This window comes from Methanosarcina sp. (assembly GCF_028693135.1).
Taxonomy (GTDB): Archaea; Halobacteriota; Methanosarcinia; order Methanosarcinales; family Methanosarcinaceae; genus Methanosarcina.
The window spans coordinates 14,253-38,031 of record NZ_JAQUVZ010000001.1 but is presented as its reverse complement, the minus strand read 5'-3'; the positions used below and the strand labels follow the sequence as shown (position 1 = coordinate 38,031).

The following is a 23,779-nucleotide window of genomic DNA, read 5'->3' as shown; positions in this document are numbered from 1 at the left end:
CCTATGTGCAGAAAGTTAAATGTGCAGAATGTTATTGCCTTATCTGTGGAATAGTCAGAACTATCAGCAGTTGCCGATAAAAATGGACAGAATACAGAAAGGAGCAAGGCAACTTCAATTGAATTATTTTTTTACATGTGCCCGCATGGATTGCTATGACTACTCGAAAAATAAGTTCCTTTCCGGAACCTTTCACTGATAGTGATATTGGTTCTTATTCCTTTCTTATTCCTTTCTTATTCTTTTTTATCCCTTTTACTTTTTTAAAACCCTGTACACCAGATGCACATACTTTTTTTCCACAATTTCATTTTTTACAAGTTCGAGTTGAATCCCGCTTTTCTCAATGCCTCTGAAAAGGTTTGTCCCATTTTTCCCCACAATCTCCGGAGTCAGGACAAGGCTAACTTCCTCAACGAGCCCCTGTTCGAGCAGTATGCTGTTCAGTATTCCTCCGCTGTCCGAGACTACAAGTTTAAAACCATACCGTTCATTTGCAATTTCAAGTGCCTGCCTGACATCCACGCGTCCCGCTCCTGCCCGGATAAAGTCGTAGTCCCTTTCCTTTAGGTAAGTGATGTAAGGTTCAGGAGTCTTTTCCGATACAAGGACGATCACATCTTTACTGTACTCGGAACGCCTGAAAACGTGCATCAACCCTTCGAGAACTCCCCGGGAATCCGCGATCATCCAGTATGCCCGAGAGTCTTCAGGTAGGATTTCAGGTTTCTTGAAGTCCGACTTCTCTTCCGGAGGGATTTTTTCGCAAAAAAATTGTGTTCCCGCCTTTGCGGTGTTTGAGCCGACTATCATGGCATCAGGCTCGTAACTGGCCAGGATTCCATAATGAACATCAAGGTTTGCCGTAAAGCCGGTAGTTGAGCCGTCGAGACTTATGGTGTTGTGTATAATCAGTCTTGGTAGCATATTGTCACCCATTCCCTCAAATTAAACATTCAATAAAGTTATTCTATATTGGAATATATTTAATCTGGATGCATGCTCTGGAATTTGAAGGCGTATCAAAGTCTTTCGCAGAAAATAATGTTATCAGAAACATCTCTTTTTCAGTCGAACCGGGCGAAATTTTCGGGCTGCTGGGACCAAACGGGGCTGGAAAAACCACCCTTATAAGGCTGCTTCTTGATATTCTAAAACCGGATTCGGGAGAAATCCGGGTCTTTGGGGGTTCTCTGGGGCCTGCTGCAAAAGACAGGATAGGCTACCTTCCTGAGGAAAGGGGGCTGTACAGGAAAACAAAGCTTCTGGATATGCTTGTATACCTCGCACAGCTTAAAAATGTACCCAAAAAAAAGGCTCAGACGAATGCAGAGTCTCTTCTAAAATCCCTGGGCCTGTACGAATACAGGGGGAAAAGGGTAGAAGAGCTTTCAAAAGGAATGCAGCAAAAAATTCAGTTCCTTTCTTCTATTATCCATGAGCCTGAACTTATTATTCTTGACGAGCCTTTTTCAGGGCTCGATCCCATAAGCACGAAAACCGTTAAAGACAAAATTATCGAGTACAGGAAAGCAGGCCGGACCGTTATCTTCTCCACGCATATGATGGAACAGGCGCAGAAGCTCTGCGACAGGATCCTCATGCTCAATAAAGGGCAGCGAGTGCTTTACGGCACCGTTGCAGGGATACGAAAGGAGCACGGACAAAACTCTCTGCTTGTGGAGTTCGCTGAAAAAAGGAGTTTGAGCATTATTCAGGAAATTTCAGGTATAAGAAAAATTACTGAGCATGAAGGGTCATTTGAGATCTTTCCTGAGGAGGGGATCAGTGCACAGGCAGTTCTTCAGGAGCTTGTACAGAGAGCCGAAATTCTGCGATTTGAGCAGGCACTTCCTTCCCTGAATGAGATTTTTATTGAGACTGTGGAGAGTGCTTCTGGTGAGTAAATTTTCCGGAAAAACCTTTATTGTTGCCAGGTACGAGTTTCTGAAAACCATAAGGCGTAAAGAGTTTCTCTTCATGACCTTTGCTTTTCCTCTTCTCCTTACCGGAATCGCTTTTATCCCCCCTCTGCTTGCTGGCACCACCCCTGCCGAAGACCAGAGGGTAGGCTATATTGACATGACCGGCTCTTTTTATTTTCCGGAATCCTCAATCAGTGAAGGTTTTTCTTTAGGGCCATTGGGGGCAAAGTCCTCAACTATAGAGTTTGTAAAATACGACGAAAGCTCTAAAGCCAGGAAAGCTCTGCATTCCGAGCAGATCTCTTCCTATCTTATAGTCCCTGCAGATTTCCTTGAGACCGGCGTAATTGAACTTTATGCCTCTGAAAAAGGAATGTCGGTTACGGGGTCCGAACTATCGGCTGAACTTTCAAATATAGCGATCAATTCTCTCCTGAAAGATCGTGTGGACGAAACCGTGCTCAAGAGAATCAAAAACCCGATTAACCTGAAGCTGTATAATGTCGGGGATAATGGAGAACCATCGGAGCAGGGTATAGCTGAGGTCCTGACTAACTTCGGGCTTCCTCTCCTTATGGCCTTTCTCCTCTTTTTCAGCATTTTTTCGTCATCAGGCTATCTTCTCCGTGGGGTTTCGGAAGAAAAGGAAAACAGGATTATGGAAGTTCTTCTTTCTTCTGTAACCCCTTCCGAACTTCTTACAGGCAAAGTCGTGGGGCTTGGTGCAGTCGGCCTCCTGCAGATTGTCGTGTGGATTTCAGCAATAGTTCTGGGGGGCGGATATGCTCTCCCGGTAAAAATAGATCCCATGCTTCTTTTTATTGCCCTGATCTATTTCCTGCTCGGTTTTCTCTTTTTTGCCAGCATGATGGCAGGGATCGGGGCAGTAACCGGCTCACTCCAGGAGAGCCAGCAGGTTGCGGGGATCTTCACATTTGCGGCTGCATTTCCCCTTGTTTTCATGCAATTCATCCTTACAAAACCCGACAGTCCCCTGGCAGTCTTCCTTTCTCTCTTTCCTTTTACATCTCCCGTAACCATGCTTGCAAGGATCGGGGCTTCGGAAGTTCCTTTCTACCAGATCGCAGCGAGTTTCTTTATCCTTTTTGTTTCAATTCATGCAGTAATCGTGATTTCAAGCCGGTTGTTCAGGGTTTACCTGCTCATGTATGGGAAAAGGCCCGGGGTAAAGGAAATCCTGAAGAATATCCGGGAAGGCGGCAGGTGAGGAAAAGAACAAAACGACATCTTTTGATTTATAGGATAAAGCGTAAAATCCCGAAGTCTTTAGCTACATCAGAGAATTTGAGGCAGATTAAGTTACCTTTTCTCAGGTGTACACGGTGATTGATTCGGGAATATTGAGACTCATCAAATAAACACATATTCTATCGTTATGATTTTATAATATTACTTACATATTTATGATTGGTTCATAAGGGATTACTGTAGAATGGAGCAAATGCAGGACAGCTTAAAAACTGATCCAGTAATGATACTTCATGACACAGGATACTGTAGAATGGAGTAAAAGCAGGACAGCCTTAATTAACTGATCCGGTAATATTATACTTCATGACACAGGGTAAACCTTGTGAACCACCTAACTTTCTAATTCGATGGTCTTTTTTATATCACATCTCTCATTGAGCATACACGTTCTTATTTTATCTCCGCAGGCGGGAAGACACATTTCCTCGACAGTTCCGGCTTTGCCGGAAATGACAGGGAGGGTTAGTTCACGATAGATCCGCCTGGATACAGACCGGAGCTATATGGTTTACTGCCTGGAGAGCAATGCTTTCAAGGAAGTTACGGATACTCCAGGGAATTTTATCCAGAGTATGGGAGGCTAAATTCAGGCTGCCTATAATTTCGTTACTATACTTAAGAGGGATTATTGCAACTGCTGTTATTCCTTCTTCCTTTACCGCTTCAGCCATATTTTCGGAGTAAAAATCCAGCGAGTAAATGGGCTTTTCGGTCCAGATCTGTTTTGCCTCATTTGATTCTGCTTTATATTTTGAAACTTTTTCTTTAAATTCAGGTGAAATTCCTCTGGATGCAACAAGATTTATCTGGTCCATGAGTTCGTCCTTAATATATACGCCTCCGGCATCCAGCCCGTGTATCTGCAAGCAGGCATCAAGTACCAGGTCCAGAATGGTATGGAGGTTCCAGGTTGTATTAAGGTTTGTTACCAGTTCCCGCTGGACTTCAAGCATTTTCTGGGCTTCTTTTTGTTCGGTAATGTCTACAACAATGCCCTGAATATGAGTTGCTTTGCCTTCTTTATCCCTCTGGATAAAGGTTTTCTCATCCACCCAGAGCATTTTTCCATCTCCTGTGAAAATCCTGTACTCAATGCTGAAAGAATCCTGACCTTCTGCGATGTTGCGTTTAAGGGTCTCAATGACCTTTGCAATGTCATCCCTGTGAATTATATTTCCGTAAACTATCTTCCCTGTTGTGAAATCTTCTACAGTGTACCCTAACTGGGTCACGTTTTCTGAAACATATTCGGCAGGCAGGTTTTCTTTGTTTTCCCATAGAAAAGCTACTGCCTGGCTGTTATTTATTATAGTCTTCAGCAGCCTCTGCATTTCAAAAGATTTCCTGAGAGCTTCTTCGTTCTCTTTCCGTTCGGTTACATCGAGGACAAGCCCTTGAAAGTGGGTTACCTCTCCGTCTTCATTCCGCTGGATAAATGTCCTTTCGTTGACCCAGCGCAGGTCCCCGGCTTTTGTGAATATCCTGTACTCAGCATTGAAGTCAACTTCACCTCTCCGGATGCGCTGTTCAAGCATTTCTTCAACTTTTTTCTGGTCATCGGGGTGGATGATGTTTCCATAAAGGATATTGCCGGAAATAAAGTCCTCAACCGTGTATCCAAACTGGACTACGTTTTCCGACACAAATTCGGATGGCCATTTTTCATCTCTTCTCCACAGGAAAACAACTGCAGGGCTGTTGTTTACTACGGTCCGGATTATTTCCTGCATCTTAAGGGCAGATAATAGGTCCACAATTCCGATTGCCGCAATTACCTCCCCTTCCTCCGAGAAGATCGGGCAAACAGCCACGTTCCTTCCCAGGTAAGTGCCCCCCTTTGGGACTCCACGCACAGTCATGCCGGTCCTGAGCACCTCTTCGAGTACCGGCCCTGTATAGTCCCTGTCAATGATTTCCCCATTTTCCAGGCGAAGCCCCTTCCGCTTGAGGCTGCGGATGGTGGTCGGAAGCCCTAAAAGAGAATGTACTGCAACTGCTATTGCCTCAAGTTCTTCAGGTCCTGCATCTTCAGATATCAAAGAAGGAATTCTTTTTACCCCCAGAAGGATTCTGATATTCTAAAACTAAAGGTAGGAACATTTCAACAGGAAAGGTTTCTTGCTGAAAATCAATGCCCGTCCTTTTATACTATATTTTTCAGAGAATATATAATCGTTCTTCATTTATATAATTGAGATTTTTCAAATCCTGGATTGTCTGTTATGAGAGCAGGAGAATAACCAGAAACTTGGGAAACTGTATTCATTTCTTATAATTTCCTTAAGAAAGGGCGCCTCCCTCCAGGACTCCGAGATATATTCGTTTTTCGTGCCCAAAAGGCATTTTTTGGGAAGCCTGTCCAGAGTTCTCCTGTTGATTATGTATACTGAAAAGAAAATGGCTGGCTCAGCCCGGTAGTAAAATATTACGTCGATGTACCGGTAAATCCTGTTTTTACAATGCTATCAGCTGGATAGCTGAAAAAATGCTGAGAAGAAAAATGTGAAAGGAACTGGTTGAAGTGCAAAAATAAATCCTTTCAATAATCCTTTCTATAGTACATCTTTTTACTTAAGACCAGATGAAAATTAGTAGTCCTGAGCGGATTCGAACCGCTGTCCCGGGCTCCAAAGGCCCGAAGGATTGACCACTACCCTACAGGACTGCGCATGCAAGCTTTTACTTATAAAGTAATTCATGTACTTAATTTTTGTGCCATCTCTGGACTTTTTTGCAGTATTTTCAGGTTAAATATTAAATTATATACAAAGTCGGATGATGGCTTTGAAACTTTTTACATGATAGTGTTTTTTGTTTGAAATGAATTTTTTGTATAATTAATTTAAAGTAACTTACATTACTACTATATAATGGAGCTGGAAGAGATAGGGAAGACTGAATAGAAATATTAGCGGATTGTAAAAAAATCGCCCGGAGTTGCCCTTTCTTGCTCTGGTAGTATGTTTGATGGGAACATATTTTCAGAGCTGCTGTTGGGGGACACAGTAAGAGAGAAGGGTGACTCCGGGCTTCTTCTTACAGTCATTTTGTTTTTAGTGAATCATTTTTTTTTAGTGAATCATTTTTGTTTTTAGTGAATCACCATTTTTTTTAGTGAATCAATATTTTTTTTAGTGCGTTTTAATTTTGTTATAATTAATTTTTGATCGCTTTTGATCGCTTTTGATCTGTTTTGCTATATTCTCAATATTCTTTTTTTCTTCTATTGAGTGCTCTTGTTGAATATTTCTGGGTAATAATTAGAATCGGTGCATAATTTATGCTGGTTTTGAAACTTTTAGCGTAACAATATAATTTGTTACCGAACAATTTTTGACATAATTAATTTAAAATAATTTATGCTATTAGTATATACTGGAGTTGGGAAGTGAGATTGGGTAATCTACCAATATAATATATCACTTGGAGAATCGCCTGGGGGTCGCTGATCCTTTCTTCGAATCAATATGCTTGGGGGAGCATATGATGTTGGAGAGGCTATGTTGGGGGACATGGCTAACGGATGTAGTGCCTCTGGGCTTCTCTCATACTGTTTTTCCTTACTCCGTCTTTTCTATTCTTTTCTATTCTTTCCTTTTTGTCCCTATTTTTGTCCCTATTTTTGTCCCTATTTTTTTCTCTGTTTTCTTCTCTGTTTTCTTCTCTGTTTTCTTCTCTATTTCTTTTCCGCCTTTTGCCAATTTATTCTTTAATATGGTTTTGAGACTTACATTTATAAAATATATTGTTTTTCAGGTTAATATGGCAAAAGACCGAGCATCGAAATGCCTGCCAGGTTGATAGTTTAAGTAACACGTGCCTGCAGATCATAGTTGAAATTTTGGCAGTTGGCAGTTTAACCTTTAGTTGAGCCTTATAATTAAATCCATATATTGCTTTGAATTTTTTAACGTTAAATTAATTTTTGTTTAAGAACAAAATTTTGGGTAATTAATTTAAAATATCCAATGATATAATGTTATATGTGTGGAGTTGGGAAGTGAGCAAGGTATAAATATAATATAATATAGAACTGCTCGGAGGCCATTGATCCTGCTCTGGATCAATATGCTTGGGGGAGCATCTCTTCAGGGCTGCTTTGTTGGGGGACACGGTAAAATAGGATAATAGTGCCTCTGAGCTTTTTCTTACAACGTTTTCTTCACTGAACTTTTTTCTCTCCGGACCTTTTCCCTGTTACTTTAAAAGTTGTCAAAAACGGGCGTTTGATCGGAAGAGTGATGCCCTCTTTTTCGATATGAAGCTCAACCACTTCTTTCAAGTTCGATACTGCTTCTTCAATCGTATTTCCCTTACTTGATATGTCCAGCTCCAGGCATGAGGATACGTACAGCTCGTTCTCCTTTTTCACCATTGCGGAAAATGTAAACATTTCTGTCATTGTTTGTAATACCTCAATTTTTATGTTAAGTATTTCGCATCTGCTTTTTATCTCTGGTTAAGTGGAAGTTTAGCTTAAACACATTGAATTTTTTAATAAAAAGGGGGACTTCGGTCATTCCTGTTTTGAGATCTGAAAGTTTTCATGTTTACGCAGGTTTGAACATCTGATGTGATCAGTAAGAAAAATGATATTCATCTTCAGTTCAAACTCCTTGGTATTTATAAAACTACTTTTATAATGATATATGGAAGCTTAAAAAAGGAGATATTATATGGAAGCGGAAATGACCTCAAGGGAGCGTTTTATTAACGCACTCGAAGGAAAATGTGTTGACAGGGTCCCATATGGCTACCTGTGGTTCGGAGCAGGGAATGCGGTACTGGAGCGGATGGGGGTAAGCCTCAAGGATGCCTATTGTTCTGCAGAGGGAATTGCAAGGGCGCAGATCCTTGCCCGGGAGATGTATCACCACGACAATGTGATGTCACCCTGGGGCTGCCTTCTGGTGGAAGCTGAGGCGCTCGGGACGAAGGTAAACATAAAGGAAAATGCCTATCCTACAGTTGCGAAATATGCCCTAAAATCTGCGGCTGAGCATGAACTGATAAACCCTGATGACATCGGGCAGTCCGGGAGAGTTAAGACAATTGCCGGATCGATTGAGATTCTCAAGACGGAAATTGGGGATGAAGCCTTTATTACCGGGGCAACGATGGCTCCTCTGATGCTCGCGTCTCAGGTCATGGGAGGAAGCAGGCTCTGTGTTGATATGCTCAAGGATCGGGAAGGCTTCCACGCCCTGCTGGAAAAACTCACGGAAAGCTGCATCCTTTTTGCCGACGCCCTGCTTGAAGCCGGAGCTGACGGCATTTTTGTCGAAAACGGGGAAAGCACAGGGGACCTTTTCAGCCCCCAGATGGCTGAAGAATTCATGCTGCCGTATACGAAGAAACTTTACGACCATATCAAAGCCGAAGGAGGATACGTAATTTCCCATAACTGCGCAGCCCAGGCTTTCTATGACCTGGAAATGAAACTTGAACCCCATGCCCTTAACTTTGCCTTCGGGGACGTCAGGTTGCTCGGTAAAAAGTACGGGGTCGAATGTAAAAAACTCCATAACCACAACAACATCGGGTGCGGCCCGAGGCACTGCTTCAAGGAGTTTAAAAAATTCTCAGATGTGGGCATCTGTCTTATGGGAAATATTATCCCGGATGCTCCTCTCACCGGCTCACGGGTTGAGATCGAACATGAGGTAAAAAGCTGTCTCTCCGCAGCGCCGGAAAAAGGTTTCATTCTGGCAACAGGTTGTGAAATCCCTCTTAAAACACCGCTTGAAAAGATGGAAATGCTCTGGGGTGCGGTAAAAGCGGGGATTTAAGGCTTTCCCTCTTGGCTTTTAATTTTAAAATTTTTCTCCAAAATAATTCGTAACATCCTAAAAATCAGTTACTATGTTAAAACCCAGTTACTCCATAAAAGTCCACAGTTCCCTAATATATAATTTAATAGTCTATAATTTTCATACAAATTTCGAAAATTCCTGGGACAGCTCTTTTTCCCGAAATTTTTTTAAATCTTTTTTCAGGTTTTAATTCTAAGGGCGTATGGGTGGAAAGATACAGACTTATATTTTTTTCAGAAACAAGAGACTGCAAAATACGGTTACATATCTGCATTTTTTACCGATGTTGCATATTGTTTAATATTCATCTATGTACAAAATATTAAAATACAGTTAGCTTATTCCTTAAGTCTGTTATTTAAACCCCGAGTCTTATTTGAACCGATCCCGTTCTAAAAAATCTGCTCCCAGTTTGAGGAATTTTTATGGATAAGTTAAAAACAAAAACCCCACTAAAACTTCTAAGTGTTTTTTTAATTTTACTGTTAACCGCCTCGGCAGCTTCCGCTGCCTATTCGTACCAGCATGGTAAATATTACTCCAAGAATTATTCATATACTAATTATGAATGTAATTACAACCATTCAGACTGCAACCAGGATTCAGACTGGAACTACATAAATTGTAATTCCGTAGAAAATACTGACTCTGGAATTTGTAACCAGTGTCCGGACTGGAACTACAGAAATTGTAATTCTGGAACTTCTGACTCTGGAACTTCTGACTCTGGGACCTCTGACTCTGGAGCCTCTGACTCTGGAACTTCTGACTCTGGGTCCTCTGACTCTGGAACCTCTGATTCTGGAGCCTCTGATTCTGGAACCTCTGATTCTGGAGCCTCTGATTCTGGAGCCTCTGACTCTGGAACCTCTGATTCTGGAGCCTCTGATTCTGGGTCCTCTGACTCTGAGTCCTCTGATTCTGGAACCTCTGACTCTGGGTCCTCTGACTCTGGGTCCTCTGACTCTGGAGATGCCGTCCCCCCTGTCACCCCAACAGACGCAACCGGCACAACTACCGTGAAACTGTGTAGTAATAATGTTTGTACAGTTGGGGGGAATGGAGAAGTCCTTACCCTTAAAAACTATAACAACGCAGTAAACCCTACCTATGACCAGCTCTTAGTGTTTTTGAAAGCTGACAGGACCGATGAAAAGCCTTACACTTCAACATATGTTTGCAGTGACTTTGCAAAAGCTCTTCACGACAATGCAGAAGCTGCCGGTATAAAAGCCGGCTGGGTAGGTGCAGAAGGAGCTAATCACGCTTTCAATGTTTTTGAAACCACCGACAAGGGGACTGTGTATATAGACTGTACGGGTGTGCCCGGAGGAGCTACACTTCAGGATAAGCAATTGAATGTGGTAATTGGCCAGCCTCTGAGTGGAAAGTACCTGTTCAGACAGGGAACGATTACTGGCATGGAAGGAACTGTTACAAGTTTACTGGTTTACTGGTAAGCTTTCCTTTCTTTTTCTTTTTCTTTTTTCAGATCAGATTAATACGATAAATTGTGAGACTGAGTTTTTTTAAAAAGAAATTTGAAAAACTGCTAACTAGCCTTCTGTTTTTGGATATTAATTTTTCTGATTTTCTTTTTTGACCTCTATCCCAAAAGTTAGTAATACACAATTTTCGAAAAGCCCTGGGGTAGTTCTTCTCCCAGGAATTTTTCAACTTCTTTTTTCAGGTTTGCAATGGCTTCTTCGACAGTTTCTCCTTTACAGATTACATCCGCTTCAGGGCAGATTGAAACATAGTAACTCTCTTCCTTCCGGATGGTTGCAGAGAAAGGAAACCACATCGTCATATTCTAAAATATTGTTCAGTCCATTTTAAGCTTTTCGTATCCTGTACTCTTGCCGTACTCTCTCGAGCCGTTTTTCAGGGGTCACATGGGCGAGCGCAGGAAATTTATACTTGCGAATATATCACCTTCGAAGTTTATATTAATAGAACATCGAAGCTTATGTTAACCGGCTTGCAGGATTTATGGCAGCAGAGTCTTTGATATCCTCTTTTGTGGCTTCACCTGACCTTTCGGTACTTGTCCTCATGGGAGTCCTTTTACTGATCGCTTTAAGGCAGGTAGGGTCTTTGAGGCTGCAGATCTGGCAGGTTATGACCCTGGGGGCTTTCTCGGTACTGCTGCTTGGGGAAATCTCGCCTCAGGAGGCTCTTCGGGCAATCAACCTGGACGTGCTCCTCTTCCTTTTCGGGGCTTTTTGTGTGGGGGAGGCGCTCAACAGAAGCGGATACCTTGCCTGGCTTGGGAGCCGGATAGTTTCAAGGGCAAAGAATACGGATCAGCTGGTCTTGCTCGTTATATTTTCTACTGGGATTCTCTCTGCAGTCCTTATGAATGACACCCTTGCTATTATGGGTACTCCGCTTGTTCTGCGTTTTTCCCGGAAATACGGGGTATCTCCCAAACTTATGCTTTTTGCCCTGGCTTTCGGAATCACCACAGGCAGTGTCATGAGCCCCATAGGAAATCCTCAGAACCTCCTGATCGCAATTGACGGAAATCTTGACTCTCCTTTTGTGACTTTTTTGAGCTCGCTGGCTCTGCCGACTCTTATAAACCTTTTAATTGCTTACGCAGTACTCAGGCTCTGTTTCAGTCGGGAATTTGGAAAAAAAGCTTTGATCCATTCTGAAGAGGTTATTTCCGACCCTGAACTTGCAGAAATCTCAAAGAAGTCTCTTTTCCTTCTGCTGGCTCTCATCACCTGTAAGATCATTCTTGTGGAGTTTCTGCCTTCCCGGGATTTCAGCTTGAGCTTGATTGCCCTGCTCTCAGCTTCTCCCATACTGCTCAGTAAGAGGCGAACTGAAGTTGTAAAGAATATTGACTGGACAACGCTGGTTTTCTTTGTTTCAATGTTCGTGCTTATGGAAAGTGTCTGGATTTCCGGAACCTGCCAGGAACTTCTCGGCAGAATGTCTCCGCATTTAGGCTCGGTTCCTATGATTCTTGCCCTCAGCATAGGACTCAGTCAGCTTATTTCTAATGTCCCCTTTGTTGCGCTCTATCTCCCTGCAATGGGAACTGAGGTTTCTCAGGTGCAGTTGATGGCGCTTGCTGCTGGAAGTACAATTGCGGGGAACTTTTTGATTCTGGGAGCCGCAAGCAATGTTATAATTCTCCAGAATGCCGAAAAAGACGGTGAAACGTTTTCTTTTATTGAATTCGCCAGAATTGGGCTCTTAATCTCATTTTTAGATGCTATTATTTACTTTATATTCCTTTTGCCCTTAAAAACATTAATATTTCTCTAAATAAAGCTAATACATTGGTTATAACTTGAAATGCTCTTTTAAAACCTATTAATCCTCTAATAAGTTTAGCTGGTTAACCCCCTGGGTATATATAGGTCTCCCAATCCTCCGATAAGCTTGATATACTGAAAGCACATACACTTTTTTCTGGAAGATATCAGATCATGACCCAGAATACTACCGATTCAAATACCAGGCGCAAACGCGCTAAAGGAACCGTACAGACGAAAACCCTCGGGCCTGTTGAAGACCTTGAACCTCATGTTCGGTCCGATTGGTGGCAGACTCTTTTTAACTCCCTTTATCTCAAGACCGATGCCGATCTTCTGGATGATGTGGAAGTTACAAGGAAAGAAACAGATCTTGTAGTCTCCATCCTCGGACTCGCCCCTGAAGACACGGTTCTCGACCTTTGCTGTGGACAGGGCAGGCATGTCCTGGAACTGTCAAGAAGGGGTTTTTCAAACGTTGAAGGCTATGACAGGTCCCAGTACCTTATCCGGAAAGCAAGAACAAGGGCTCAGAAGGAAAACCTGCAGGTCAGGTTCAGGGAAGGGGACGCGAGAAAACTGCCTTACCCATCTGATACTTTCTCTGTGGTTACTATCCTTGGAAACAGCTTCGGATACTTTGATTCCACTCTGCATGACCGAAAAGTGCTTGAGGAGGTTTTCAGAGTACTGAAGCCCGGAGGCAGGGTCTTTATTGATGCTGCAGACGGGGACCATATGAAAAAAAATTTCCAGCCAAGATCATGGGAATGGCTGGACAGGAAGTACTTCGTATGCAGGGAAAGGGCCCTTTCTTCTGATGGTGACCGCCTGATTTGCAGGGAGGTTATATGCCGCAACGACAAAGGAATAATTGCGGACCAGTTTTACGCTGAGAGGCTGTACAATAAGGAAAGCCTTTTTGAGCTGCTTACAGCATCAGGTTTTAGCAGCCCGACTTTTCACACAACCTTCAGCCCCGTATCAACAGGCACCCAGGATGCAGGACTTATGGAACAGAGAATCCTGCTTTCAGCAACGGTTGAGAAAGCCTGGCCGTCTCTGGTTTCCCCTCTTCATGCTGAGAATAAAAAACCCCTTAACGTTGTCGTGGTGCTTGGCGACCCGAGAAAGGAAGATCAGGTCAAGCCTGCCTGCGTATTTGATGATGATGATTTCGAAACCGTTAACAGGATGAAAAAGGCACTTGCCGAGATTCCTTTCATGAAATTCACTTTCCTGGACAGGCACGAAACCCTTATAGAGGACCTTAAAAAGAGGACCGGAAAAACTGACCTTGTACTCAACCTCTGCGATGAAGGCTTTTACAATGACCCTACAAAAGAGCTCCATGTTCCTGCCCTGCTTGAGCAGTTCAATATTCCTTACACAGGTGCGGGTCCCCAATGCCTTGCCTTCTGCTATGATAAGTCTCTTGTAAGGGGGGTCGCCCGTGAGATGCGAATTCCTGTGGCAAAAGGAATTCTCGTTACCGGAGATTCTGATGTTTCAAGGCTTTCCCTCTCTTTCCCCCTGCTGGTAAAACCCAATTCAGGGGACTCAAGTTACGGGATCACGCAGAAAAGTATAGTCCACAGCAGGGAAGAAATATTCGAGATAATGAAGGAGACGCGGGAAAAAATAGGGTCCGATAAACCTTTCCTGCTGGAAGAGTTCCTTCCGGGGAAGGACATTAGTGTCGGTATCATCGGAAATCCGCCTGTATGCACTGTACTGCCTATCACGGAAGAAGACTACTCTGCAGTTCCGGAAGAACTTCCCAGGATCTGCGGGTATGAAGCTAAATGGCTTCCTGATTCTCCGTACTGGAATATCATATCCGTACCCGCGGGACTCCCTGAAAAAACAGAAAAAGAAATTGTGCGGTGCTGCCTTGCTCTCTTTACAAGGTTGGGCTGCCGTGACTATGCTCGCTTTGACTGGAGACTTGACGCCGAAGGCAGGCCAAAATTGCTTGAAGTAAATCCGAACCCTGGCTGGTGCTGGGACGGACACCTTGCAAAAATGGCAGCTTATACCAACATCTCTTACTCCGGTATGCTGGCAGCAATTCTTGAGGCTGCAAAGAAAAGGTATGGTATCGGAAATAGTGTAAAGGTCGAGCTGCATAAGAAAATCCCTGGACAAGCCCCCAGGAAAAGCCCGGCTGAATGTGCTGCGGAATTCGAGGAGGAAGTCGAAGCTAAAGGCTCTATCGAATCAGAGAACGACAGAAAGAGAAATGTTTTCTCCAACAATTCTGAAACAATACAGGTTCTTTAAGAGTATATTCTCTCAAAAAGTAATCTCAAAAAATAATCTCAAAAAATAATCTCAAAAAATAATCTCTAAAAGATCGGTTAAGCAAAAAGGTTAGATTTGAACAAATTATATCCAAAAAAATTATATCCAAAAAAATTATATCCAAAAAAATTATATCCAAAAAACTACGGAATGCGAAAGATCGATTTCTTCCTTTTTTCTTCCCTTTCGCTTCCTTTTTCTTTTACTTTTGGATGATTATCGTGAGGATATCTTCATCCTCCATGACATGTTCAATTCCTACTCTCTGCCCAGGGTGTTTTGCAGACGGACCCCAGATCTGGGCATAGCGGAACTTCCTGCGGAAATCACGGTGCAGACGGTCACAGATCTGGCCTATATTTGTCCTGCTCATGACTATGAGAGGCTCTTCCATATCTGCTGGCCCTCCCTGAGGTTTCAGGTAGACTCGAATAAAGCCCAGGCATTCGTAGATAGCGTCCTTTAGTTCCTCGATATTAATGCCTTTATGGGCTGAGATCAAAAGTGAGTTCGGGTATATTTTCCGGCATTCTTCTATCAGCTGAGGATACCCAAGGTCAACCTTGTTGATCGCGATCAAAGAGCGGACATAACTCCGGTTTTCCAGGACGACATCGATAAGCTGATCCACAGTGATATTTTCCCTTATAAGGACATGGGCATTGTGGATTTTGTACTCATCCAGCACGGCTTTGATGGTCTCTTCATCGAGGTCAAGATCGACGGTTGAGTTTATCTCGACTCCCCCCCTGTCCTTTCTTTTGATGGTGACGTCAGGGGGCACCTCATCCACGCGGATTCCTGCCTGGTAAAGTTCGTCCATAAGTACGTCATAGTGCTTTGGCTGGAAAACGTCGAGCAAAAAGATAACCATGTCGGAGTTTCTTATGACCGATATAACTTCTTTCCCGCGTCCGCGCCCTGAAGATGCGCCTTTTACAAGACCGGGTACGTCAAGGAACTGAATTGTTGCGCCTTTGTGTTCAAGCACGCCAGGCACTACGGTAACGGTAGTGAATTCGTATGCTGCGACCTCTGATTTTGCGCCCGTGACTTTATTCAGAAGAGTAGATTTCCCTACTGACGGGAAGCCCACGAGAGTTACGGTACCGTCTCCCGACTTCTTGACCGAGTAACCGTCTCCTCCACCTTTTGAGGAGGCTTTCTTCTCAATTTCGTCCCGCATGCGGGCCATCTTGGCTTTTAGCCTGCCTATGTGGTGAGAAGTTGCTTTGTTGTACGAGGTCTTTCGAATTTCGTCTTCTACTTCCTGTATTTGCTCCTGTATGCTGCTCATCTGGAACCTGCCGATTTCGGGACTAAAGAAATGATTGTCATAGTACTTTAAAAATAAAACCGCATTCATACGGTCTTTCTAAACCTTTTTTGATCCAAAACAGATCCGTTATCTGGATATTTTATTCTGAATAGTTGGATGCAATATATATACCTATGGAATGATTTTTCTCGCTACTTAATGGTTTTTACTGCTATCATTATTTTATTTTCTCGCTACTAAATGGTTTTTACTGCTTGAATTATTTTGTTGGTCTGAAATGATTTTTATTGATTGATCCGGAAATGATGAAATTGGACTATTATTTATATCTTTTAATAAATATAATAATATTTAAACCTTCTTGATGGAACCCTCTGGCAAATCTGTATAACAACGCCTTTACTCAAAAGAAATAATCTCTCCAGTTTTCTCATATGCCTGCAGCCCTGCCGGAAGCTTTGAGGCAAATTCTGTGGAGCTAAGGGTTTGCAGGAATTTTCTGATTTCAGGGGTGTCCAGCACCTCTTTTCTGACCAGAAAGTCATATTCTTCTTCTGCAAATTTTACGAATTTCAGGCTGTTTCTTTCTGCACAGTTCCTTAAGCCCACTCCGGCATCAGCCTTTCCTGAAAGCACAGCCTCGCAGACTGCAACTTCGGACTTCGCTCCGGAAACGTATCCTGGTATTGAGGCCGTAAACTCTTTTTTGCTTATTCCTCTTTTCCCTGCCAGTTCTTCGATTTTCATCTCAAGAAGAGCCCTTGTGCCTGAACCTCTGTTCCGGTTAATCAGGCGTTTTCCTGGCAGGTCTTCAAGTCCGGAAATCGGGCTGTTCTGCCCGACAAGGAGCCCCACTTCCCTCCTGTACCCTTTAACAAGCACAGCTCCTGAAAGGCCCATTGCCTCTACTGTGGGGGCATTGTACCGGATTTCATTTGGCAGGGTCCCGTTCTGTCCTTCCGAATGCCCGGAGGGCATGTTCACGCCTGCGATATCTGCCGTGCCTGCGGCAATTGCACTGAAACCGCCGCTTGAGCCGGTGTAAAGGATTCTGAACCTGAGTCCGCTAAGGTCTTCCAGAACATCAAGTCCAGGGCAGAACCCGCCTGCTATGAGTATATCTGGCTTTTCAACTTCTCCAAAAAGGGTCACTTCTACCGGAGTTCCTGCTTCTATAAACTCTGTCTCTGGCAGGATTTCTATAAAGCCATCTGCTCCGGAAAGCGATGTTATGGCACCTGAGCCCCTGTCTGCAGGATAAACTCGTCCCCTTACCATGCCTACGGGGAGGAGCTGCTGCCTCCCTTCGGAACGGAGGTCCGTACCCATTATTCCTTCTTCCGTTTTTCGGATTCCAGCCTCTGCTCCAAGGGATTTTCTAAGAAGGGGTGCCACAAATTCATTAAAGATCATTAAAGCAGATGTGGGGTTCCCGGGAAGCCCGATAATTGGGATATTTTTTATGACGCCGATGATTACAGGTTTTCCCGGTTTTATGTTTATCCCGTGGGCAAGGGTCTCTCCTGCTTCGTCTATTAACCGGTACATCACATCCCCTGCCCCGGACGACGTGCTGCCCGAAGTCAGGATAAGGGCACACTCCGAAACCGCAGTTTCAAGTGCTTTTTCCATCAAACTCTCATTGTCCTTTACAATCCCGTAAAGCAGGGGGAAAGCTCCGCATTCCTGGATTCCTGCGTACAGCGTGTAAGAGTTTGCATCATATACCTTTCCCGAAGCCAGTCTTTCTCCCGGATTGGCGAGTTCGTCTCCAGTCGAAATTATCCCTACAGGCAGCCTGAGTACGGGAACTTCTTTTTTTCCTATGGAAGCCAGGACCCCGATTTCTCTTGTGCCCAGTTTTCTTCCCCTGCGCAACACCCTTTCCCCTTTCAGGATATCAGAGCCTGCTTTCATGATATTTTCTCCCCCGGTTACAGGCCTGAAGATGAGTACAGTCCCGTTTTCTTCAGATGTATATTCAATCATAACCACAGCATCAGCCCCTTCAGGAATCGGGGCTCCTGTTGAAATTTCCACAGCTTCCCCTGTCGAGACCGTGAATTTTGCATCCGAACCTGCGGGAATATTTCCAATTAACCTCAGTTTTACCGGTTCGGGTTCGCTGCAGGCATACGTATCTTCCGCCCGGACCGCATAACCGTCCATTGTTGCTCTTGGAAAAGGAGGGACATTAATTTCGGTAATAATGTCCTCTGCAAGGATTTTTCCGTGAGCATTTTCAAGGGCTGAGCTTTCTTTTTCAGGACGGACCTGAAGGCTGTTTATTATTCTCCGGGCCTCCCCCACAGAGACAAGTTCCCGAAATTCTTTGCGTTTCATAACAGTCAAACCTGAGATCTTATCGTTTTTCAGATGGATTTTTTCCTTAATAGCATTTCCCGGTGCATATTAATCTGTTCGTGCACCCGTAATCGCTCTTACAGCCGAAATATACTGGTGCATTCAGGAGAAAAGTACACAGGGCTGGCTGAAAAGCTTAACTCATAACCTCAAACGAAATAGATTCCAGCTAAAAAAATAGATTCCAGCTAAAAAAATAGATTCCAGCTAAAAAATAGATTCCAGCTAAAAAGGTCGAATGAGAACGATTTCATAAAAAAAAGATTTTGGCGGGAAAAATCCCGCAGTTTTTGTTTTTATCTTGAGATCTATGCTCTTTTATTGAGCAGGCTCTTTTATTTATAAATCGGTGTGCCCGTACTCTTGGTTATTTTCTCAAAGGCGTCAACCATTTTCATTGTAAGGGGTCCTGGTTTGCCTGTACCTATGAGTCTTCCGTCAAGTTTGGTAACGGGGGCAGATTCGGCTGCAGTTCCGGTGACAAAGATTTCGTCTGCTGTGTAGAGGTCAAACAGGCCGAGATTTGATTCGATTACTTTGTAGCCCATCTCGTCCAGAAGTTCGATCGCTGTAGCTCTTGTGATGCCTTTCAAGTTGCTTATTGTGTGGGGAGTAAAGACCTGGTTGTTTTTGACGATAAAGATATTGTCTCCCGAGCCTTCACACACAAAGCCGTTCTGGTCAAGGAAGATTGCTTCATCTCCTCCTTTTTCGTTGGCTTCAATCTTTGCGAGGATGTTATTGAGATAGTTCAGGGACTTGATGTTTGGAGATAGGGCATCCGGGGCATTTCTACGGATACAAACGCTAACTCCGGTGAGCCCAACTTCGTAAAGGTTGCCGTACATGGCTCCCCAGCCCTGGGCGATAACAACGATAGTTGGCTTTTCGCATTTGCGAGGGTCAAGCCCGAGGTCGCCGATTCCTCTTGAGACGATGGGGCGGATGTAAGCATCTTTGAGGTTGTTTTTCCTGAGGGTCTCAAGGATTATCTCGGTCATTTCCTCTTTTGTTACCGGGATGTCCATTGCGATTGCTTTTGCTGAGTCGTAAAGCCTGGCAACGTGCTCCTTTAACTTGAAGACACGTCCGTTGTATGCCCTTATACCTTCGAACACACCATCGCCGTAGAGGAATCCGTGGTCATAGACCGAAACTTTGGCTTCGGCTTTTGGGACAAATTTCCCGTCTAAATAAATCAGTAAATCACTCATTTGCAAATCATCCTTTTCAGTTTTTATTTCCTGTAGGTACTTATCTGGTGCTTTCGACCCAGTACAGTCTTTAATCTACAGGTCAATAGCCCATTTAACTTTTTTACTCTTTTGCAGTATGTAAGCTCTATGAAAAGCTCTTAAACGAAATCAGAATTCCGGGAGAGTTGCCATACTGAAATTTTTAAGAAACACTCCAAGTAAAGTGGGTAGATACTAAATATATATTACAATTCCGCTTCCACATAAATATTTTAAGATTTTATACCGCATCAATTATTCTGTTCATGCAAAAGGTTTTTATCTTAAAAGGCTCATTTCGTACTCCGCAGTAGGAAAAGCAAATTGGGCTCGTGGCTTAGCCTGGATATAGCGCTGGGCTTCTAACCCAGACGTCGGGGGTTCAAATCCCTTCGAGCCCGCTTAATTTCTTTTCCCAATTATTCCTTTCTTTTCCCAATTATTCCTTTCTGTTTCCGATTGTTTTCTCCTGGTCACTTTTCCTGACTCTTCTTTGTTTTTTTCCGGGCATTTTTGAGGGATCAGTCTCGAATGGAATACAAGCAAAAGAGATTCTTATATGGTTTTTTCGGGATATCAGGGTCTATAAAACCCGGAAATCCTTTTTTTATCGGTAAAATTCGTGATCCCGGAGTGTCGTTTGTTCAGATCTTCAGCTTTGGTATAAAAATAAGTCGAAAAAAGAAATTTTATAATTAAAAAATCCAAAAAAATGAATTTTCAGGGGCCAGAGCAGGGTAAATCCCTTAAAATGCCTCCGGAAAGTTTCACTTCCGGTGTTTGAGCAGTAGCCAGCCCCCTCCAAGGATAAGGAGTGCGGGTAGAAACAGTTCATCGAACCACCAGAATATCCTGAATATACTCAACCTGTCGAGCAGGAGGTAGATGCCCACAATGAGCAACAGCGCTCCCAGTAACCTGTTACGGTCGGAATTTTCATTTCCTCTTTCTCCTGGTTGCCTGGGGCTTTCCCATGTGCTCTGTGTCCTGTTTTCGTATGGGCTGGGCGTCTCGAGACGCTCTCCCGAAGGCATGATTATGGCCAGAATAAGGTAGATTACCAGCCCGATCCCGTTTGCCAGGGTCAACAACACAAAGGCAAGCCTGACAAGGGTGGGGTCTATCCCGAAGTACTCCCCTATCCCCCCGCAGACCCCAAAGAGCATGCTATTGGTCTTGCTCCTGGTCAGCCGCTTCTCCAGGGTGTAGGGAGTGCTTTTATCTTCTCCGGTTTTTTCTTCAGATTCTTCTCCGGTTTTTTCTTCAGATTCTTCTCCGGTTTTCTCTTCAGATTCTTCTCCGGATTCTGTCCCGGATTCCGTTCCAAAATCAGTTTCAGGTTCCTCCGGGGCTTCGGAAACACTTTCTTCGTAATTCTTTTTTTCCTTAGATTCGGAATTTTCCTGCATATTGATAATTCCATTCCTGTGGATTTATATTATCTGGATACTCGCTTTATCTTCCTTATTATTTTTCTACATGTTATTTTTTCTATATTCTCTGCTCCTTTCAATGGCATTCGGTGCAGCCGCACTCATGACCCCTGCGGAAGACTCCGTATAGCATCAGAGGGAGCAGGAGGGCTGCAAAGCCGATCTTAATGCCTTCTGGAAGCAGTTCTCCTGCGCTTCCCAGGGTTGCCGTCGCACTCACTCCCAGCTTAAGGTAAAGCCAGTCAAGAAGGATTCCTGCCCCAAGGGCGCACAGGGAGATTACTCCGAGGTAGAGGGCTGCGGAACGTTTCCCCAGGAACCGGACGACCATGGTTATGGTTGCCGCATTGGTTGCAGGACCTGCAAGAAGGAAAACAAAAGCCGTGCCAGGGCTCATTCCTTTGGCTACGAGGCTTGCGGCAAGAGGGGTCGAGGCCGTAGCGCAGATGTAAAGTGGAATTCCCACTACAAGCATGACCAGCATTGACCCGAGCCCCCCTCCCAGGTATTCCTGGATCAGGGTTTCAGGAACAGCGTAGGAAATTATCCCGGCAAGCAGAATTCCAATCAGCATCCACTTCGCGATTTCTCCGGGAAGTTCTATGTAGGCATATTTCAGCCCTTCCAGGAACTGCTCTTTTACGGATTTTTTGATTCTTCCATCAGGCAATGATTCTTTTTTCTCCTGCTCGCAGTGCCCGCAGCCACACGAGGAGGTTTTTTCTTCAGGCACCTGTGTTGCTGAAGAGAGTGTAGGAGGCACGACTCCTTTTCCGGATCCGGGCTTCAATTCCAGAGGCATGGTTTTTGAGGACGCCGTATTCAAGGCAGGATATTCCGTTTTTCCTGTTTCGGAAACTTCAGGGGAGCTACAGGAAGGGGAGCTACAGGAAGGGGAGCTACAGGAAGGGGAGTTGCATCTTTTTTCGGCTGCCGATACTCCCACAAGGGTCGAAACTGCAAGGATTTCTGCTTTTTTCCCGGGATTCTCCTGTTTTTTGCTTCCTTTTTTTTCCGGCTCTTCCCCTATCAGCAAGTTGTCTGCAAGCCCTGCAAGAAGTGCAGTTGCAAGGGTTGCAATCGGACGGAAAATAGTCATCAGGGGGTCAAGGAGAGCGTAGGTGATTGCAATAGAGTCCACTCCGGTCTGGGGAGTCGAAATCAGGAAGGACAGAGTTGCGCCTCTGGTTGCCCCTCTTTTCCTTATAGACATGGCTGCAGGGATCACTCCGCAGGAACACAGGGGAAGGGGAAGGCCTGCCAGAGAGGCGTTGATAACGGAGCGGACTTTTCCTGCGGATGTTCCAAGGTAGTCCACAATTTTCTGATCCGGAACAATTATATTGAGGAGACCTGCAACTCCGAACCCAAAAATGAGGTAAGGGGCAGCTTCCACAAAGATTTTCCAGGAGGCGAGAAGGATCCCCGAAAGCAGGAAAGGGATGAAACTGAGGAATTCAAGGCTCATGTTTTTTCCTCCACATGTTCAAGGCACATCTCGATAAGTGTGCGTACATGTTCGTCTGCAATGTAGTAAACCGTAAATTTTCCTTCCCGCCTGACCCTTACAAGGTCAAGCTGCCTGAGGGTCCGAAGCCCGTGAGAGACCGCAGACTGCGTGACTTCAAGAGCCTGCTCGAGTTCACAGACGCACATCTCTTTCTGCCTGAGCAAAAAAAGGATTTTCAGGCGGGTATTTGACTGAAGCGCTTGAAAGACTGCAGACATCCGCGTAATATTTTCTGCAGCAGGAGCCTTCTGCAGCAGGTTTTCTATCTGCTCCGGGTTAACTCTCTCGCACTTTTCTTTCATGAACATATGAACAACTGTTCATATACTAATCTCTTTCTAAAAACTGCTCCGGCCTGAAATGGCGAAGTGAGATGAAGAGTAAAAGAAGGAGGGGCAAGTGCAGAAAAAGAACTGAGAAATGAACAGGTCAAACGGCTGCAGAGAAATATGGTCTGGAAAATGTTTTTCTATGCCTTTTTATTCCGTTTTCAAAATCTCAGGAGAAGGGCAGCAAAAAATACAAGGGCAAAAAGGGACGCCCAATCTCTTTTTTGCATTAAAAGCTCATGCATCGAGGTCCTGCGAGTTCCTTGATATCCCCTGCTTTCCATTGCCAGAGCCAGTTCTTCAGCATCCCTGACAATTCCTCTTATCAGGGGAATGACAAGGGCAGGGACCGAGTGGAAAGGATTCCGCCCGAAATACATGCCCCTTGAAGCCTGAGCAGCTTTTGTCCGTTCAACTCTCTCAAAAAGAAGGGGGAGGAAGGCTATAGAGATGTTCATCATTGTCGCAAGTTCATAAGAGTTAACTCCCAACCAGCGAAGAGGCAGTGGACGAAGTATTCTCTCTATCCCGCAGGTAATTGCAGACGGGTCGGTGCTGGCGGTCATAAGGGCGGCAAAAAGCAGGAGGAGTATAAACCGTGCAGAAAGCCTGAGCCCATTTTGAAGCCCCTCTATACTCGGCTGCAGGATCCAGAAAGAAGCCAGAACTTTTCCTTCGGTGAAAAATAGCTGCGCAAGAAATATGAATATAATAAACAGCAGCATAGGTCTAACTGCCCGGAAAAATATTCCAGTTGGCAGCCCTGTGAATGATGCAAGGGCAATAAATAACGCAAAAATGACCCCTATTCCAAAAAAACTTTCAGTCCGGAAGACCAGAATGCCCAGCAGCATTACAGCTGCAAGTTTTGTCCTGGGGTCAAGCGTATGCAGAAAAGAAGTCCCCGGAACGTAACTAAAAACTGGTTCTTGCATGCTTTTTCTTGTCCCCCCCTATTTTTTCCTTTTTCTACGTTTTTAGGCTATTCTTCTGGTTATTCTTCTGGCTATTTTTCTAGCTATTTTTCTGGCTATTTTTCAGTT

At 44.2% G+C, this 23,779-nt stretch carries 17 protein-coding genes and 2 tRNA genes; 7 read left to right on the top strand and 12 right to left on the bottom strand.

The annotated features are described in order from the left end of the window. Positions 1-255 precede the first annotated feature (255 nt). Complete coding sequence (locus PHF18_RS00150; RefSeq protein WP_300096953.1) at positions 256-939, bottom strand: RibD family protein; 684 nt, start codon at positions 937-939, stop codon at positions 256-258. Between the two features lie 56 nt (positions 940-995). Here PHF18_RS00150 and PHF18_RS00145 point away from each other — a divergent pair, with 56 nt between their 5' ends. Next, complete coding sequence (locus PHF18_RS00145; RefSeq protein ID WP_300096951.1) at positions 996-1,907, top strand: ABC transporter ATP-binding protein; 912 nt, start codon at positions 996-998, stop codon at positions 1,905-1,907. Further along, positions 1,900-3,153, top strand: coding sequence for an ABC transporter permease (locus tag PHF18_RS00140; RefSeq protein ID WP_300096949.1), 1,254 nt, complete (start codon positions 1,900-1,902; stop codon positions 3,151-3,153). The genes PHF18_RS00145 and PHF18_RS00140 overlap by 8 nt, the downstream gene beginning before the upstream one ends. A gap of 511 nt (positions 3,154-3,664) precedes the next feature. Here PHF18_RS00140 and PHF18_RS00135 read toward each other — a convergent pair. The 3 genes from PHF18_RS00135 to PHF18_RS00125 all read right to left on the bottom strand — a co-directional run bounded on the left by PHF18_RS00135 (position 3,665) and on the right by PHF18_RS00125 (position 7,599). Then, a complete protein-coding gene (locus tag PHF18_RS00135) occupies positions 3,665-5,236 on the bottom strand; it encodes a PAS domain-containing protein (protein ID WP_300096947.1) in 1,572 nt (523 codons plus the stop codon). 553 nt (positions 5,237-5,789) lie between these two features. Next, a tRNA-Gln gene (locus PHF18_RS00130) sits at positions 5,790-5,862 on the bottom strand. Between the two features lie 1,497 nt (positions 5,863-7,359). After that, positions 7,360-7,599 (bottom strand): type II toxin-antitoxin system HicB family antitoxin, encoded by a 240-nt coding sequence (locus PHF18_RS00125; protein ID WP_300096945.1) that lies wholly within the window; start codon positions 7,597-7,599, stop codon positions 7,360-7,362. A 274-nt stretch (positions 7,600-7,873) separates the two neighbouring features. Between PHF18_RS00125 and PHF18_RS00120 the strand changes: the two genes are divergently transcribed. Next, on the top strand, positions 7,874-8,986 hold the full coding sequence (locus tag PHF18_RS00120) for a uroporphyrinogen decarboxylase family protein (RefSeq protein ID WP_300096943.1): 1,113 nt from the start codon (positions 7,874-7,876) through the stop codon (positions 8,984-8,986). A gap of 449 nt (positions 8,987-9,435) precedes the next feature. Next, the gene (locus tag PHF18_RS00115) at positions 9,436-10,470 is read left to right on the top strand and encodes a hypothetical protein (protein WP_300096941.1); all 1,035 of its coding nucleotides are present in this window, start codon (positions 9,436-9,438) and stop codon (positions 10,468-10,470) included. 158 nt (positions 10,471-10,628) lie between these two features. Here the strand turns inward: PHF18_RS00115 and PHF18_RS00110 are convergent, their stop codons facing one another. Further along, on the bottom strand, positions 10,629-10,820 hold the full coding sequence (locus PHF18_RS00110; protein WP_300096939.1) for a hypothetical protein: 192 nt from the start codon (positions 10,818-10,820) through the stop codon (positions 10,629-10,631). Between the two features lie 182 nt (positions 10,821-11,002). Between PHF18_RS00110 and PHF18_RS00105 the strand changes: the two genes are divergently transcribed. Together PHF18_RS00105 and PHF18_RS00100 are read left to right on the top strand one after the other, a co-directional pair. Then, entirely contained in the window at positions 11,003-12,292 is a 1,290-nt protein-coding gene (locus PHF18_RS00105; RefSeq protein ID WP_300096937.1) for an anion transporter, read from the top strand. Between the two features lie 164 nt (positions 12,293-12,456). After that, entirely contained in the window at positions 12,457-14,565 is a 2,109-nt protein-coding gene (locus PHF18_RS00100; RefSeq protein WP_300096935.1) for a methyltransferase domain-containing protein, read from the top strand. 223 nt (positions 14,566-14,788) lie between these two features. Here the strand turns inward: PHF18_RS00100 and PHF18_RS00095 are convergent, their stop codons facing one another. The 3 genes from PHF18_RS00095 to ilvE all read right to left on the bottom strand — a co-directional run bounded on the left by PHF18_RS00095 (position 14,789) and on the right by ilvE (position 19,443). Continuing rightward, complete coding sequence (locus PHF18_RS00095) at positions 14,789-15,883, bottom strand: GTP-binding protein (RefSeq protein WP_300096933.1); 1,095 nt, start codon at positions 15,881-15,883, stop codon at positions 14,789-14,791. A 381-nt stretch (positions 15,884-16,264) separates the two neighbouring features. Further along, entirely contained in the window at positions 16,265-18,208 is a 1,944-nt protein-coding gene (locus PHF18_RS00090; protein WP_300096931.1) for a molybdopterin biosynthesis protein, read from the bottom strand. A 356-nt stretch (positions 18,209-18,564) separates the two neighbouring features. Then, positions 18,565-19,443: a branched-chain-amino-acid transaminase gene (gene ilvE, locus PHF18_RS00085; protein ID WP_300096929.1), complete on the bottom strand. Its 879-nt coding sequence runs from the start codon at positions 19,441-19,443 to the stop codon at positions 18,565-18,567. Positions 19,444-19,790: 347 nt separating this feature from the next. Between ilvE and PHF18_RS00080 the strand changes: the two genes are divergently transcribed. Further along, a tRNA-Arg gene (locus PHF18_RS00080) sits at positions 19,791-19,865 on the top strand. Positions 19,866-20,231: 366 nt separating this feature from the next. On the opposite strand, the gene PHF18_RS00075 is transcribed toward PHF18_RS00080, so the two are convergent. The 4 genes from PHF18_RS00075 to PHF18_RS00060 all read right to left on the bottom strand — a co-directional run bounded on the left by PHF18_RS00075 (position 20,232) and on the right by PHF18_RS00060 (position 23,671). Next, positions 20,232-20,873: a PspC domain-containing protein gene (locus tag PHF18_RS00075; RefSeq protein WP_300096927.1), complete on the bottom strand. Its 642-nt coding sequence runs from the start codon at positions 20,871-20,873 to the stop codon at positions 20,232-20,234. Positions 20,874-20,973: 100 nt separating this feature from the next. Further along, positions 20,974-22,365 (bottom strand): SO_0444 family Cu/Zn efflux transporter, encoded by a 1,392-nt coding sequence (locus PHF18_RS00070; protein ID WP_300096925.1) that lies wholly within the window; start codon positions 22,363-22,365, stop codon positions 20,974-20,976. Continuing rightward, positions 22,362-22,709, bottom strand: a complete 348-nt coding sequence (locus PHF18_RS00065) for a helix-turn-helix transcriptional regulator (protein WP_300096923.1) — start codon at positions 22,707-22,709, stop codon at positions 22,362-22,364. Before PHF18_RS00065 ends, PHF18_RS00070 begins: the two co-directional genes overlap by 4 nt. A 188-nt stretch (positions 22,710-22,897) precedes the next feature. Then, positions 22,898-23,671 (bottom strand): energy-coupling factor transporter transmembrane protein EcfT, encoded by a 774-nt coding sequence (locus PHF18_RS00060; protein ID WP_300096921.1) that lies wholly within the window; start codon positions 23,669-23,671, stop codon positions 22,898-22,900. Positions 23,672-23,779 lie beyond the last annotated feature (108 nt).

What these genes read in the sequence shown, in the direction of transcription:
- PHF18_RS00150 (WP_300096953.1), bottom strand. Translation starts at nt 939, where the DNA reads ATGGGTGACAATATGCTACCAAGACTGATTATACACAACACCATAAGT.
- PHF18_RS00145 (WP_300096951.1), top strand. Translation starts at nt 996, where the DNA reads ATGCATGCTCTGGAATTTGAAGGCGTATCAAAGTCTTTCGCAGAAAAT.
- PHF18_RS00125 (WP_300096945.1), bottom strand. Translation starts at nt 7,599, where the DNA reads ATGACAGAAATGTTTACATTTTCCGCAATGGTGAAAAAGGAGAACGAG.
- PHF18_RS00120 (WP_300096943.1), top strand. Translation starts at nt 7,874, where the DNA reads ATGGAAGCGGAAATGACCTCAAGGGAGCGTTTTATTAACGCACTCGAA.
- PHF18_RS00115 (WP_300096941.1), top strand. Translation starts at nt 9,436, where the DNA reads ATGGATAAGTTAAAAACAAAAACCCCACTAAAACTTCTAAGTGTTTTT.
- PHF18_RS00110 (WP_300096939.1), bottom strand. Translation starts at nt 10,820, where the DNA reads ATGACGATGTGGTTTCCTTTCTCTGCAACCATCCGGAAGGAAGAGAGT.
- PHF18_RS00105 (WP_300096937.1), top strand. Translation starts at nt 11,003, where the DNA reads ATGGCAGCAGAGTCTTTGATATCCTCTTTTGTGGCTTCACCTGACCTT.
- PHF18_RS00100 (WP_300096935.1), top strand. Translation starts at nt 12,457, where the DNA reads ATGACCCAGAATACTACCGATTCAAATACCAGGCGCAAACGCGCTAAA.
- PHF18_RS00095 (WP_300096933.1), bottom strand. Translation starts at nt 15,883, where the DNA reads ATGAGCAGCATACAGGAGCAAATACAGGAAGTAGAAGACGAAATTCGA.
- PHF18_RS00090 (WP_300096931.1), bottom strand. Translation starts at nt 18,208, where the DNA reads ATGAAACGCAAAGAATTTCGGGAACTTGTCTCTGTGGGGGAGGCCCGG.
- ilvE (WP_300096929.1), bottom strand. Translation starts at nt 19,443, where the DNA reads ATGAGTGATTTACTGATTTATTTAGACGGGAAATTTGTCCCAAAAGCC.
- PHF18_RS00075 (WP_300096927.1), bottom strand. Translation starts at nt 20,873, where the DNA reads ATGCAGGAAAATTCCGAATCTAAGGAAAAAAAGAATTACGAAGAAAGT.
- PHF18_RS00070 (WP_300096925.1), bottom strand. Translation starts at nt 22,365, where the DNA reads ATGAGCCTTGAATTCCTCAGTTTCATCCCTTTCCTGCTTTCGGGGATC.
- PHF18_RS00065 (WP_300096923.1), bottom strand. Translation starts at nt 22,709, where the DNA reads ATGAAAGAAAAGTGCGAGAGAGTTAACCCGGAGCAGATAGAAAACCTG.
- PHF18_RS00060 (WP_300096921.1), bottom strand. Translation starts at nt 23,671, where the DNA reads ATGCAAGAACCAGTTTTTAGTTACGTTCCGGGGACTTCTTTTCTGCAT.